Source organism: Nostoc sp. (genome assembly GCF_036917615.1).
Classification (GTDB): domain Bacteria; phylum Cyanobacteriota; class Cyanobacteriia; order Cyanobacteriales; family Nostocaceae; genus Nostoc.
Genome location: NZ_JBALCZ010000011.1, coordinates 1 through 13236, shown reverse-complemented (window position 1 = coordinate 13236; position 13236 = coordinate 1). Strand labels below are relative to the sequence as shown.

At 40.9% G+C, this 13236-nt stretch carries 14 protein-coding genes; 11 read left to right on the top strand and 3 right to left on the bottom strand.

Annotated features, from left to right (window positions below; translation table 11 throughout):
• Positions 1-137 precede the first annotated feature (137 nt).
• Together V7K85_RS01475 and V7K85_RS01470 are read left to right on the top strand one after the other, a co-directional pair.
• Positions 138-2117, top strand: a complete 1980-nt coding sequence (locus V7K85_RS01475; protein ID WP_334810894.1) for a beta strand repeat-containing protein — start codon at positions 138-140, stop codon at positions 2115-2117.
• A gap of 164 nt (positions 2118-2281) precedes the next feature.
• Positions 2282-2458, top strand: a complete 177-nt coding sequence (locus V7K85_RS01470; RefSeq protein WP_334810893.1) for a hypothetical protein — start codon at positions 2282-2284, stop codon at positions 2456-2458.
• 138 nt (positions 2459-2596) lie between these two features.
• Here V7K85_RS01470 and V7K85_RS01465 read toward each other — a convergent pair whose 3' ends face one another.
• Together V7K85_RS01465 and V7K85_RS01460 are read right to left on the bottom strand one after the other, a co-directional pair.
• Positions 2597-3022 (bottom strand): type II toxin-antitoxin system VapC family toxin, encoded by a 426-nt coding sequence (locus tag V7K85_RS01465; RefSeq protein WP_334810892.1) that lies wholly within the window; start codon positions 3020-3022, stop codon positions 2597-2599.
• Between the two features lie 7 nt (positions 3023-3029).
• Positions 3030-3245, bottom strand: a complete 216-nt coding sequence (locus tag V7K85_RS01460; protein ID WP_298920326.1) for a hypothetical protein — start codon at positions 3243-3245, stop codon at positions 3030-3032.
• Between the two features lie 507 nt (positions 3246-3752).
• Here V7K85_RS01460 and V7K85_RS01455 point away from each other — a divergent pair.
• From V7K85_RS01455 to V7K85_RS01425, 7 genes are all read left to right on the top strand, one after another.
• On the top strand, positions 3753-4910 hold the full coding sequence (locus V7K85_RS01455; protein ID WP_334810891.1) for a sulfate ABC transporter substrate-binding protein: 1158 nt from the start codon (positions 3753-3755) through the stop codon (positions 4908-4910).
• Between the two features lie 84 nt (positions 4911-4994).
• Positions 4995-5996 (top strand): PstS family phosphate ABC transporter substrate-binding protein, encoded by a 1002-nt coding sequence (locus V7K85_RS01450; RefSeq protein ID WP_334810890.1) that lies wholly within the window; start codon positions 4995-4997, stop codon positions 5994-5996.
• A 49-nt stretch (positions 5997-6045) separates the two neighbouring features.
• Entirely contained in the window at positions 6046-6987 is a 942-nt protein-coding gene (gene pstC / locus V7K85_RS01445) for a phosphate ABC transporter permease subunit PstC (RefSeq protein ID WP_334810889.1), read from the top strand.
• A gap of 6 nt (positions 6988-6993) precedes the next feature.
• Positions 6994-7893 carry a phosphate ABC transporter permease PstA gene (gene pstA / locus V7K85_RS01440; RefSeq protein ID WP_334810888.1) on the top strand — a complete coding sequence of 300 codons (900 nt, stop codon included), beginning with the start codon at positions 6994-6996 and terminating at the stop codon, positions 7891-7893.
• A 51-nt stretch (positions 7894-7944) separates the two neighbouring features.
• Positions 7945-8772, top strand: a complete 828-nt coding sequence (gene pstB, locus V7K85_RS01435) for a phosphate ABC transporter ATP-binding protein PstB (RefSeq protein WP_334810887.1) — start codon at positions 7945-7947, stop codon at positions 8770-8772.
• Between the two features lie 256 nt (positions 8773-9028).
• On the top strand, positions 9029-9454 hold the full coding sequence (locus tag V7K85_RS01430; protein WP_334810886.1) for a hypothetical protein: 426 nt from the start codon (positions 9029-9031) through the stop codon (positions 9452-9454).
• Positions 9455-9530: 76 nt separating this feature from the next.
• On the top strand, positions 9531-11708 hold the full coding sequence (locus V7K85_RS01425) for a single-stranded-DNA-specific exonuclease RecJ (protein ID WP_334810885.1): 2178 nt from the start codon (positions 9531-9533) through the stop codon (positions 11706-11708).
• 102 nt (positions 11709-11810) lie between these two features.
• Here the strand turns inward: V7K85_RS01425 and psb30 are convergent, their stop codons facing one another.
• Positions 11811-11954, bottom strand: coding sequence for a photosystem II reaction center protein Ycf12/Psb30 (gene psb30 / locus V7K85_RS01420; RefSeq protein WP_069068686.1), 144 nt, complete (start codon positions 11952-11954; stop codon positions 11811-11813).
• Positions 11955-12245: 291 nt separating this feature from the next.
• Between psb30 and V7K85_RS01415 the strand changes: the two genes are divergently transcribed.
• A complete protein-coding gene (locus V7K85_RS01415; RefSeq protein WP_334810884.1) occupies positions 12246-12596 on the top strand; it encodes a YkgJ family cysteine cluster protein in 351 nt (116 codons plus the stop codon).
• Between the two features lie 124 nt (positions 12597-12720).
• A complete protein-coding gene (locus V7K85_RS01410) occupies positions 12721-13152 on the top strand; it encodes a TMEM165/GDT1 family protein (RefSeq protein ID WP_334810883.1) in 432 nt (143 codons plus the stop codon).
• Positions 13153-13236: the final 84 nt, after the last annotated feature.

Genomic DNA, 13236 nt, shown 5'->3' with positions numbered 1-13236 from the left:
AAATCTCTTTACCGTCAACAGTCAACTGTTAACCATTTTCTCTTCTAGTAGGACTTAGACGCTGGCAAAAACCAAACATTAAGGATGGGTTTTAGGCATTCAAGCTGAATCTTTCGATCCTTGTTTAATGATTTCTAGTGAATAACGATTACTTGAATGTTGAATTTTCAACAGCCAATAACATCCTCAACGGTGATGCTGGTGACGATACCTTGGATGCTGGGGCTTCATCAGGCAATAACTTCCTCTCTGGGGGCGATGGCAATGATTATCTTAACACCTCTAACGTTGTCAGCGGATACATCTCTTACCCCTCCTCAAGCAATAACACCCTCAATGGTGGCGCTGGTGACGATACCTTAAATGCTCAGTCTCCAAAAAGCGGCAATAATTTACTCTCTGGAGGCGATGGCAATGATTCTCTCTCCACTTCTGGTGTTTCTACTTATAGAGGGGATCCTAATTTTAGCTCTTCAGGCAATAACACCCTCAACGGTGGCGCTGGTAACGATACCTTGAGAGCTGAGTATTCAACAGGCAATAACTTCCTCTCTGGGGACGATGGCAATGATTCTCTCTCCATCTCTGCCTATCTTTTCGAGTACAGCGGTGGCAGCCTTTATTTCTCCTCCTCAGGCAATAACACCCTCAACGGTGGTGCTGGTGACGATACATTGGGGGCTGAACATTCAACAGGCAGTAACTTCCTCTCTGGGGGCGATGGCAATGATTCCTTCTCTCTAAGCCCCACATTTCCAGATACTGCCCCCTCTTATTTAGTGACTCAAACGGTAGATGGGGGTAAGGGTGACGATTTGTTGTCTATGGATTACACGTTAGCTACAGGGGGGATCATAACCACAATTAATCCTATTACCATTGGATCGATTAAGGCGGGCAAGTATGGGGTTAGTTACAAGAATATCGAACGATTAAATATCTCAGGTACAGCCTACAATGACAATATTGTTGGCAACAGTGGGAACGATACGCTTTCCACGGGCACGAGTGGCAAAGATACCATCGATGGGGGTAAGGGTGACGATGTGTTGTCCGTCGATTATAGCAATGCTACTGGGGGTATCACAACCACTTTCAATGCCACTACTAACATTGGAGCAATTACGGCAGGCACAAGTCAGGTTAGCTACAAGAATATCGAAGGATTAAATATCTTAGGTACAGCCTACAATGACAATATTGTTGGCAACAATGGCAATGATACGCTCTCCACGGGCACGAGTGGCAAAGATACCATCGATGGCGGTACAGGTGACGATGTGTTGTTCGTCAATTACAGCAATGCTACTGGGGGTATTACAACCAGTTTCAATGCCACTACTAACATTGGAGCAATTACGGCAGGCACAAGTCGGGTTAGCTACAAGAATATCGAACGATTAAATATCTCAGGTACAGCCTACAATGACAATATTGTTGGCAGCAATGGCAATGATACACTCGGTGGGGTCAATGCTTATGGCAATGATACGATAGATGGGGGAGCAGGTGACGATCGCTTGATTGTTGACTATTCATCAGGCGATAATCTCCTCTCTGGAGGCGATGGTAATGATACTTTCACAGTCTCTCTGGCATCTGGTAAGAACACCCTCATAGGTGGTAATGGCAACGATCGCTTGATTGTTGGCAATTCTTCATCAGGCGATAACCTCCTTTCTGGAGGCGATGGTAATGATACTCTCACAGCCTCTCAGGGATATGGTAAGAACACCCTCATTGGTGGTAATGGCAATGATTACCTCAGAGGTGGTTCTGGTAATGATAGCCTTTATGGAGGAACTGGTACTGATACCTTTGCTTTCAATGATTACAATGGAGGTATTGATAGACTTTATGACTTCAACGCCACTAATGAATTGATTCAGGTATCGGCTGCTGGTTTTGGTGGCGGGTTATCAATAGGTTCACTTCAGAAAAGTCAGTTTACACTCGGAACATCTGCAACGACAAGCAATCAACGATTTATCTATAACAATATTACAGGTGCATTGTTCTTTGATCAAGATGGCAGTGCGTCTGAGTTTACTCAGGTAAAATTTGCTTTAGTTACTGCTGGTGTGACACTCTCCATAAACAACTTTGTGGTTTTTTAATCATAATTAGCGCTCTTGTATCACTGAGGTACGGAATGGGAGGTATATTTTAAACACCTCCCATTAATTTTTTCAATAGACATAAAAGTGAGAAAGAATGTAGAGGCATAGCACTGCTACATTTATACAAAGGTTCTGGATAACGCATATTTAATTTCACTCCTATGTCTATTGGTTTCCAGCAATTTGTGGCGATAGTAATTCTTGCTCTACGAAATAACAATAGAACTTCCAAACTACCAGTAGAGATTTTTCTGAATGAATATAAGGTATCCCTGATAAATCAATCCCTATTAGAAAAGCTAAATTTTGATGAATTACATACCATGTCAGTTATCTAAGTTTTTTAGTCATTATCCAATAGTCATAAAGTCGCGATCGCAAACTAAGAGTTGCAGATTTTTCTGATTCCCGACTTCTTTCCACCTCCAAAATATTCATTTTCTCAATACTTAATCCCAGTCTTTAATCCCCAATCTCTAAGGTAAATTTTCTCGCAGTAATGCTCGAAAGCCTGCTTGTTGAAAATGCTCATCAGCAGTTAGTGCTTCAGTGATTCCGCTATATTGCATCACAATAAAAGATACGCAATCCCCAAATCCCCATTCTTTCTCTGTTCGTTCCCGATATAACTCGAAAGCACGTTCGTAGAGTTCCTGGGAGAGAGGAACAATTTCTACTTTGGAGTCTGCTACTAGAGAATTTAATAATATGATTGCCGCTTGACGATAAGGTCGTTGGGATAAAGCATTGCCAATTTCCAACATCACCGCCTGTGTTGTCACCAAACGTGTTTCTGCTACTTGTAACATTTTAGCCAGATGTAAGGCTCGGTCATGCAAGCGATCGCTCGGTGCAGATAAGGCAATGGCAAATGATGTATCAAGAAAGACTTCAGAATGCATGGAAAGTTTACTTACTGTACAAATATTTATCTATATTGGTAGACCAGTCAGGTGGCCCATCTAAGTTGAGCGATCGCGCCGTTTGCAGAAATGATACCGTTTCATGTTCACCTGGCGGTAAAATTTCAATACTGATTCGCACGCGGGTATTGATTGGCAGTGCGATCGGTTCAGCCGGATAGAACACTTTACCATTAAACACAGCTGTGATTTTTTCTACCATTTTTCGCAAAAAGTGCTTTTAGTCTATCCTAAGCTGGTTGTGGCAATACGGATAGAGTAGACAACGCAATAACTAGTGAAGATACTTATAGCTGTCTTACGAATTATATCGATTTTTCAGAATTGCCTAAGTCACCAACTGAACTAATGTTAGTTAAATCCCTGCTCTCAGCTATTTATCAAAATCCGAGATTCTGGGTCTGTGAAGTTGCAGTGGTCTTGGTCTTTTACAGACAAAAGGAGGAAAAATTTTGCTTTTTCCCAATTCTTAGCAAAAAATTATTACTAGCATTTTATACATAAATAATGTATGTAGTCCGTAAATAAATCAGCTTTTTAGAGTTTGGCAGAGTGCAAAGCTTATACCCTATCTTTGCTACTTTGATGAGAAACTCCCGACTTAATAAAAAAAATTGAAGCCAGATGAGAACTAATGTTCTATATATCCTATAATTCTTTTAATTACGGTATCCGTCTAGAAATACCGTAGATTTAGGGGTGTATTCTGATGAGCAAGTCGCAAAAACTGACACAATTAAGTAAATTCCTCACTGAGGCAATGCAGGCTTATGCCATGAAAGCTTTGCAGACTATACAACTCTCGTATAAACAGACAATTAAAAGTTGGTTGAATGGACACACTTTGCAAAGCTTTGTGAGTCTGTTTTTAATAAGTACTTTTTTGAGTATAGCAGTTGCCTCCTGCTCTGGAAGCAGTTCAGCTAGCAAAAATGATGTTAAGCTAAAACTCGTTTCTTTCTCTGTTACCAAAGCGGCTCATGACCAGATAATTCCCAAATTTGTCCAAAAGTGGAAGCAAGAACATAACCAAAACGTCACATTTGAGCAAAGTTATGGGGGTTCTGGCGCTCAAGCGGGTGCTGTCATTGCTGGTTCGCAAGAAGCAGATATAGTACATTTGGCACTTCCTCTGGATGTCAGCAAAATTGCTCTTGCAGGTTTGATTAAATCAGGTTGGGAAACCAAAGCTCCGAGAAATGGTATTGTTAGTAAATCGGTTGCTGCGATCGTCACCCGCGAAGGCAATCCCAAAGGTATCAATACTTGGGCAGACTTAGCAAAAGATGGCGTGAAAGTGATTGCCGCTAACCCAAAAACTTCTGGTATTGCTATCTGGGAATTCTTGGCTTTTTGGGGTTCCGTGAGTCTAACCGGAGGTGACGAAGCAACAGCGCTAGATTACGTCACCAAAGTTTATAAAAACACTCTTATTCTGACGAAAGATGCTCGTGAAGCTAGCAATTTATTTTTCCAACAAAATCAGGGTGATGTCTTAATCAACTACGAGAATGAAGTAATTTTAGCAGGAAAAAATGGGATTAAACTACCTTATGTTGTACCCCAAGTCAATATTTCCATTGATAATCCTGTAGCCGTAGTTGATAAAAACGTTGATAAACACGGTACAAGGGAAGTTGCACAAGCATTTGTTGATTTTCTTTACTCGACAGAAGCTCAACGAGAATTTGCTAAATTACAATATCGTCCTGTTAACCCCACTGTCACTCAAGAAGTAGCATCACAATATCAGCCAATTAAAACTTTATTCACATCTCAAGATTTAGGTGGCTGGGATATTATCCAGAAAAAGTTTTTTGGAGATGGGGCTATTTTTGACAAAATTAAGGCTGCTAGCAAAGCATGATAGCTATACTTTTCGTGCAGCATTATCTACTAACAGATAGCCAAGCATAAGGAATTTTAAATCACTTTACTCAATTGATAATTTATGAGCTTACGTAGCAGATTTAAGGATAAATTTTTCCTGATATTTTTAATGATTATTGCCAGCAGTATCACTGCTTGTAGCAGCAACGAAGAAAAGAAAAGTCAGGTGAGTATTGATGGTGCAGCTGTAGGTTTTCCTATTTCTTTAGCAGTCGCAGAAGAATACGGTAAAGTCAAACCTGAAGCTAAAGTAAGCGTTGCCTCAAGTGGTACTGGTGGCGGTATCAGTAAATTTTGTAATGGCGATATTGATATAGCTGGTGCTTCTCGTACTATTAGAGATGAAGAAATCAAAAAATGTAAAAGTAAGAATATTGAATTTGTCGAGTTGCCTATAGCTTTAGATGGCATCGCTGTGATTGCTAACCGCCAAAATAACTTTGCCAAATGTTTAACTATCAAGGAACTGGGTAAGATTTGGGGTGGCAAATCAGATGGTAAAGTATTGAGATGGAATCAAGTTAATCCCAAGTTTCCTAACCAAAAACTGAAGCTGTATGCTCCATCTTCTGATACGGGAACATTTGATTATATGACTCAAGCTGTGACTGGTAAAGCCAAGAATGGCCGTACAGATTACACTGCCACTCAAAATCAAAACCTTCTCGTACAAGGAGTGTCAGGTGATGTAACAGCCTTGGGTTATGTAGGGATATCTTACTATATTCAAAATCAACAAAAACTGAATCTAGTTGCTGTAGAAAGTCTTGCAGGAAAGTGTGAAAAACCAGTGCCAGTGGATAATGTAATTAAAAACATATATACACCTTTATCTCGTCCTCTGTTCATCTATGTTAGTAAAAAATCCTTAGACAATAAGTCAGCAGTCAAAGAATTTGTAGATTTTTATCTAGAAAATTCTTGGAAGTGGGTAGATAGTGTTGGTTATGTGGCACTACCGGATGAAGCTTATCTCAAAGTCAAACAAAAATTTGCTACTGGTGAAACTGGGACAAAGTTTAAAAAAGCAAAACCAGGTGAACCAATCACAAACTTTATTTAAATAAAGTCTCAGTCATTGTAGTCTGATTGTAGTCAAAAATTTACTGTTTATGCAAAGTACCAATTATCAAGACGATCCTTATCTACAACCCAGAGAGTCATTAGAAAAAAATGCATCTGAAGATATTTCAGAAAAAATTGTTGCGGCGATTTTATTTGCTTGTGCTTTAGTCTCGGTTTTGACTACCTTTGGTATTGTCGTAATTATTTTTCAGGAGACATTCAGCTTTTTCCAAGAAGTCTCTTTTGCCAAATTCTTTCTTGATACTAAATGGACACCTTTATTTGCCGATAAACATTTTGGTGTTTGGCCATTGATTAATGGCACTTTATTAACTACAGCTATTGCAATGGCAGTTGCTATTCCTTTGGGTTTATCTTCTGCTATTTATTTGAGTGAATATGCTGAACCTAAAGTTGCGGCAATTTTGCGTCCAGCGGTGGAGCTTTTGGCAGGAATACCAACGGTAGTATATGGTTACTTTGCACTGTTGTTCCTTACACCATTGCTGCGAAATTTTATCCCTCTGGAAATATTCAACGCTTTGAGTGCGGGGTTAATGATGGGGGTAATGATTACTCCTACTGTTGGTTCTATCAGCTTAGATGCTATCCGAGCAGTTCCCCGTTCTTTGCGAGAAGGAGCTTATGCTTTAGGTATCACTAAACTGGAAACCATTTTTAAAGTAGTTCTACCAGCCGCGCTTTCTGGAATTATAGCCTCAATTATTTTGGGTATTTCTCGCGCTGTAGGTGAAACAATGACTGTCCTCATCGCCGCCGGACAACAACCAAGACTAACTATTAATTTTGCGGAATCAATAGAAACAATGACAGCTTACATGGCACAAATTTCTGGTGGAGATAGTCCACGTGGTAGTCTTAATTTCAGGACATTATATGCTGTAGGCGCTGTTCTGTTTCTACTTACGCTTGCTTTGAATATTGTTAGTTACTGGATTGCTAATCGCTTTAAAGAAAAATACGACTAAATAGATATGGCTACAAGTTATCAACAAGATGATTCTTTAGAATCTGCGGCAGAATTTACCGATAATGTTGAGAGTAGGGATAAATTAGGCAAAGTATTTGAAGTACTTTTTTTGTTAGGATTGCTGATTGGTTTATTTATCCTAGCGTTACTACTTTTTGATATTTTGAAAGACGGATTAGGCAGATTTTTATCACCCGGCTTTCTTACAGAAACTCCTTCTCGTTTTCCTGACCAAGGTGGTATTCGTCCTGCGATTATCAGCAGTATGCTTTTAGGATCTGTTGTGATTTTAGTAACTGTCCCAATTGGTGTTGGAGCAGCTTTATATCTAGAAGAATATGCACCTAAAGCTTGGTGGACAGCGATTATTGAGATTAATATCAGTAATCTGGCAGGTGTGCCTTCTATTGTCTATGGATTGCTGGGTTTAGGGGTTTTCAATTATTTGCTTGGGTTTGGCCCCGCTTTAATTTCTGGTGCATTGACTTTATCTTTGTTGTCTTTACCAGTAATTATTGTGACAGCTAGAGAAGCAATTCGCGCTGTCCCAGATTCCCTAAGAAATGCTTCTTACGGATTAGGTGTCACAAAATGGCGAACTATCAGCAGTCACGTGTTACCTTATGCTGTTCCTGGTATTTTGACGGGGGTAATTATCTCTGTATCCCGCGCTATTGGTGATGCAGCCTCTCTGATTGTTGTAGGTGCTGTGGGTTTTCTCACCTTTAACCCTGGTTTGTTTCAGAGATTTATGGCATTACCCATTCAAATTTACAGTTATATAACTCGTCCTGAACCGGGTTTTGCTAGTGCAGCAGCAGCGACAATTATTGCGTTGTTAATCTTGATTTTAGTCTTAAATGGTGTAGCAATTTATATTCGACAACGCTTCTCAATAAGTTAGGTAATTAAATATCTAATTAGATACATTCACGGATATTAGGAGAACAGCCAAATGACTTATAGCAATAGTAGAAGTCAATCAGATAGTGCCACAATAGACCAAGACAAGGGTGTATTCAATGTTGAAGGTTTGAAGGTCTACTATGGGGGATTTTTGGCACTTTTAGATGTTTATCTAAAGATTCCTGAAAAACAAATTATTGCTTTTATTGGGCCTTCAGGATGTGGTAAAAGTACTTTATTGCGTTGCTTCAACCGGATGAATGATTTAATTCCTGGAGCTAAGGTAGAAGGGAGACTTAATTACCGCGATCGCAACATTTACGATCCTAAGATAAATTCGGTCAAATTGCGCCGCCAAATCGGAATGGTTTTTCAAAGACCGAATCCTTTCCCCAAGTCAATATACGAAAATATTTCCTTTGGGCCGCGTGCTAACGGTTATAAAGGTAACATTGATGAATTGGTAGAAGATTCCCTTAGACGCGCTGCTATCTGGGATGAAGTGAAGGATAAACTTAAAGAGAAGGGGACTGCATTATCTGGCGGACAACAGCAACGACTTTGCATTGCTCGTGCGATCGCTATGAAGCCAGATGTATTATTAATGGATGAACCATGTTCTGCTTTAGACCCAATTTCTAGCCGCCAAGTAGAAGAACTCTGCTTAGAACTCAAGCAACAATACACCATTATTATGGTGACACACAATATGCAGCAAGCTTCTAGAGTCGCAGACTTCACGGCTTTCTTCAATACAGAAATTGACGAGCATGGTAAACGTCGCGGAAAATTAGTTGAGTTTAATCCTACGGCGCAAATGTTCAGTTCTCCTCAAACCAAAGAAGCTGAGGATTATATCAGTGGACGTTTCGGTTAAATTCGTAATGACGGTAGGGAATGCGTTGTAGTTCTAATTCTGATGTGAGTTTGACAAACCTCTCCCTGTCTTGAACTAAAGTTCAAGTCTGTCCCTCTCCGAGTCGGAGAGGGACGGTTTTGCGTAGTAAAACCAAGGAGAGGTTTTTTTGATTACTATATAAGCTGTCGAATTTACGTTAATTCTGGAAAATATGCTGAGGCTTAATAGTACTAAATCAAAGTAATATTTCAGTTTAGTACTTATACTGTGTATTATGTTTAAGCCTTTGTCATTTGCTTTAGTTGCAGCTACCGTTTTAGTGACATCAATAAATAATCCCAGCAATACTTTAGCTCGAACTTGTGCTTCTAAGTGTGGTTCGCCCCCGATTCAGTTTACACCTGGGCAACACATCCGGGTTGAAGTTGTAAATAGCACACCTAATCTGATTAAAATCCAAAAACCCTCTGGGACTGATGCAATATCCTTGAGTCCAGGACAGAAATTAAATCTAGAACAAATAGAGGGTACAGAGCCAAATACATCTCTGATATTTTGGAGCGAAAAGGGTTTATCATTACAAGCAATTGTCTCGAAACCTAACTTTGGCACATTGCGGCTGGAACTCCGTCCGACTTTGCGCTCTCCGGGCGATCGCTCGTTATATATTATGGATGATGGTAGAATCAACGTGTTTTAACATAAGTGTTAGGAGTTAGGAGTTAAGAAATAACTTTTAATTAAAAACTCCTAATTTATAACTCCTAACTTTTATTGTGCTAGACCGAGCTGTATCTGAACTATCAAAACCTAGCAAGCGCTTACCTGATCAGCGCTGGCAAATTTATCCACAAAAACCAGAATTTGCCCAAAAGCTGGCGGTTTTGACAAATACTTCCCCCATTATCAGTCAACTGCTGATTAATCGGGGTATGGAAACACCAGAACAGGTACAAGCATTTTTAGAGCCAGAGTCTTTAGTCTTACCTTCGCCGTTGGAAGATTTCCCAGATTTGGCGATTAGTTTGGAATTGTTGCAAAATGCGATCGCTTCTCAAACAAAAATTGCTATTTGTGGTGATTACGATGCTGATGGGATGACCAGCACTGCTCTACTTTTACGTAGTCTCCGCACTTTAGGCGCACAAGTAGATTATGCTATCCCTAGCCGGATGCACGAAGGCTACGGTATTAATAAACGCATAGTTGAAGAATTTCACAGCGAAGGAGTGGGATTAATTCTCACTGTAGATAATGGCATATCTGCGTTTGAACCAGTTGCTAGAGCTAGAGAACTTGGTCTTGCAGTGATTATCACCGATCACCATGATATCCCCCAAAAATTACCGCCAGCTAACGCTATCCTCAACCCTAAGCTAATAGCCGAATCCTCACCTTATCGGGGTGTTGCTGGTGTTGGTGTTGCCTACATTTTGGCAGTGTCTCTAGCACAACAGCTAGGGGAAACTAAGGGCTTGATCCAGCCGATGCTAGCACTATTTACATTGGGAACGATCGCAGATTTAGCCCCCTTAACTGGCGTGAATCGCCGTTGGGTGAAACGTGGTTTACAGCATTTACCCAAATCCAACTTAGCTGGGGTGCAGGCGTTGATTCAGGTAAGCGGCGTGCAGGCGAGGGGAGAGGGGGAGCAGGGGAGCAGGGGAGCAGGGGGAGCAGGGGGAGCAGGGGGAGCAGGGGGAGCAGGGGGAGCAGGGGAGAAAAAATTTAATATTCCTAACTCCTCACTCCTAACTCCTAACTCCTCAAATCCCAAATCACTAAAGCCTGAAGATATCGGGTTTCGCTTGGGGCCGCGAATTAATGCTATAGGTCGGATTGGTAATCCCCAGACTGTGATTGAATTGCTGACTACAGATGATATGGGGGTGGCGCTGGAAAGAGCAATGCAGTGCGAACAAATCAACGCCTCTCGCCAGGAAATGTGTCAGCAAATTGAACAAGAAGCGATCGCTTATGTAGAGACAGAATTTGTTGCCTCTCTACAAAAAGACCGTGTATTAATTGTTGTTCAACCCAATTGGCATCACGGCGTTATTGGTATCGTTGCCTCCCGCTTGGTGGAACGCTACGGTGTTCCCGTGTTTATCGGTACTTATGAGGATGAGCAACATATACGCGGTTCAGCACGCTCAATTCCAGAGTTTCATGTATTTGAAGCTTTGGAATATTGTCACGATTTACTAGGGAAATTTGGTGGACACAAAGCAGCCGGGGGATTCTCTCTAGCAGCAGAAAATTTACAGGTGTTGCGATCGCGTTTGATTGAGTTTGCTAACCAGTGTCTTGAACCCCAACATCTCAAGCCTCTCTTAAAAATTGATGCCGAAGTCAACCTCAATCAAATCAATCAGCAGCTTTATCAACAGCTTAATGCTCTACACCCCTGTGGTATGGACAACCCCGATCCAGTTTTTTGGACACATAATGTTCAAGTGGTTGAGCAAAAAATCGTTGGTAAGGGTCACATTAAACTGACAATTGCTCAAACTATTGATCATCAGGAGTACAAAATTAAAGCGATCGCCTGGCGTTGGGGCGACTACTTCCGCTTACCACCGCGAGTGGATGTCGCTTACAAACTGCGAGAAAATTACTTTAACGGTAACACCACCATCGAGCTAGAGTTAATAGGAGTCAGACTGCCAATTCAGCTTCAACAATTTTTTGCTTCGCCACCTATCCAGTCAAGCACTACCTTTGAGTACAACAAGCGACAGTATACTTGTGGTTTCTATAAAAACGGTATTCAAGCAGAATTAAGAATTAAAAATTCTGAAGGCAAAGTCTTAGCCATGCAGCCAGGACGTATAATTGGTTTGCTGGGCACTAATCGTCAAAATGCCAAAGAAGTTGATATTTCTCAACCACAGTATGACAATATTATCCAAGCTGCCCTTCAGGCATTATCGGTATTGAGCGCTGAGTCATGAGTTATGAGTTATAAGTTATGAGTTATGAGTTTTAAATTCCAAAGTTTTCTTTTACTCAGCACTCCACACTCCTTCTCACTCAGTACTCAGCACTCTGCACTGTTAAAGGTTGCCGTTGCGAAATGCCAGCACAAAGATTACTGCTGGGCCAGCAATCACAATTAGCGCCACGGACAGCAATTGGAAAATGACTTCCCAATTGATACTGGTAAAAGCGTTAAACAAGTCAGACACAGCGTCAAACATTTTTCCTCTTCTCCTGCCAATTGTCTTGAAAAATTCAAGAACTTAGTTATAAAACCCGCAATCGATCATATCTGGCTATGGCCTGCTAGATTTAATTTACTTAACAAAATTATAAGAAAAGACATAAAAACGTAAAATAGGGGCATTAGTCATTAGTCATTAGTCATTGGTCACTTGTACTGAGCGAAGCCGAAGTATTAGTTAGGAACTCTCGCCCTGCCTCCCCCAGTCCCCAGTCCCCAGTCCCCAGTCCCCAGTCCCCAGTCCCCAGTCCCCACTCCCTAATACAAAATGGCAACTTGGCAATGTATTAAGCAATGTGGAGCCTGCTGTAATCTTGATCCAGCAGAGCGTCCAGATTTGGAAGAGTATCTCTCACCACCAGAACTAGAACTCTACCTCAGCATGGTAGGCGAAGGAGGATGGTGCGTTAATTTCGACCATACCACGCGAGAATGTCGCATCTACCCCAATCGTCCTCGCTTCTGCCGTGTGGAATCAGAAGTGTTTCAAGATATGTATGGGGTTGAACCAGAAGAAGTTAACGATTTTGCTATTGACTGCTGTCGCCAGCAAATAGAGGGAGTATATGGCGATCGCAGTCTGGAAATACTACGCTTCAATAAAACTGTAGGGCTGTGAAGAGTATGGAAGGACGCAAAGACACTCGATAATTTTTTTGTATTTATCTGTGGAGTTGCAATTTATTAATAATCTGAGAATATGATAGAAATATGAAAGCAACCCAACAACCAAACTACTGCCTGTGAAACTTGACTCTGCTCCTTTGGATATTTCTGGCATATCTCAAACTCAGATCGAGCTAGAACTGAAAGACAGCACTGATTTTAACTTAACTGATGCGATCGCCCAGCCAGTTCAGCCTGTGGTTGTCGATAGTCCTGAAAAGCAGCAATCAGCGCTAGTAGTTTTTGGTACAACTTTTGTAACCATTTTTTTAGCAGAAATTGGAGATAAAACTCAACTATCGACTCTGTTAATGAGTGCACAATCTCATTCGCCGTGGGTGGTATTTATCGGATCTGCGGCTGCGCTGATAACCACCAGCTTATTAGGTGTGCTTTTAGGTAGTTGGATAGCCACCCGACTCAGCCCGAAAACTGTAGAAAAATCAGCAGGCGTGATGTTGTTGGTGATTTCCTTAATGCTGTTTTGGGATATATTTACTAGTCATTAGTCATTAGTCATTAGTCATTAGTCATTAGTCATTAGTCATTAGTCATTAGTCATTAGTCATTAGTCATTAGTCATTAGTCATTAG

What these genes read in the sequence shown, in the direction of transcription:
- V7K85_RS01470 (WP_334810893.1), top strand. Translation starts at nt 2,282, where the DNA reads ATGTCTATTGGTTTCCAGCAATTTGTGGCGATAGTAATTCTTGCTCTA.
- V7K85_RS01465 (WP_334810892.1), bottom strand. Translation starts at nt 3,022, where the DNA reads ATGCATTCTGAAGTCTTTCTTGATACATCATTTGCCATTGCCTTATCT.
- V7K85_RS01460 (WP_298920326.1), bottom strand. Translation starts at nt 3,245, where the DNA reads ATGGTAGAAAAAATCACAGCTGTGTTTAATGGTAAAGTGTTCTATCCG.
- V7K85_RS01455 (WP_334810891.1), top strand. Translation starts at nt 3,753, where the DNA reads ATGAGCAAGTCGCAAAAACTGACACAATTAAGTAAATTCCTCACTGAG.
- V7K85_RS01450 (WP_334810890.1), top strand. Translation starts at nt 4,995, where the DNA reads ATGAGCTTACGTAGCAGATTTAAGGATAAATTTTTCCTGATATTTTTA.
- pstC (WP_334810889.1), top strand. Translation starts at nt 6,046, where the DNA reads ATGCAAAGTACCAATTATCAAGACGATCCTTATCTACAACCCAGAGAG.
- pstA (WP_334810888.1), top strand. Translation starts at nt 6,994, where the DNA reads ATGGCTACAAGTTATCAACAAGATGATTCTTTAGAATCTGCGGCAGAA.
- pstB (WP_334810887.1), top strand. Translation starts at nt 7,945, where the DNA reads ATGACTTATAGCAATAGTAGAAGTCAATCAGATAGTGCCACAATAGAC.
- V7K85_RS01430 (WP_334810886.1), top strand. Translation starts at nt 9,029, where the DNA reads ATGTTTAAGCCTTTGTCATTTGCTTTAGTTGCAGCTACCGTTTTAGTG.
- psb30 (WP_069068686.1), bottom strand. Translation starts at nt 11,954, where the DNA reads ATGTTTGACGCTGTGTCTGACTTGTTTAACGCTTTTACCAGTATCAAT.
- V7K85_RS01415 (WP_334810884.1), top strand. Translation starts at nt 12,246, where the DNA reads ATGGCAACTTGGCAATGTATTAAGCAATGTGGAGCCTGCTGTAATCTT.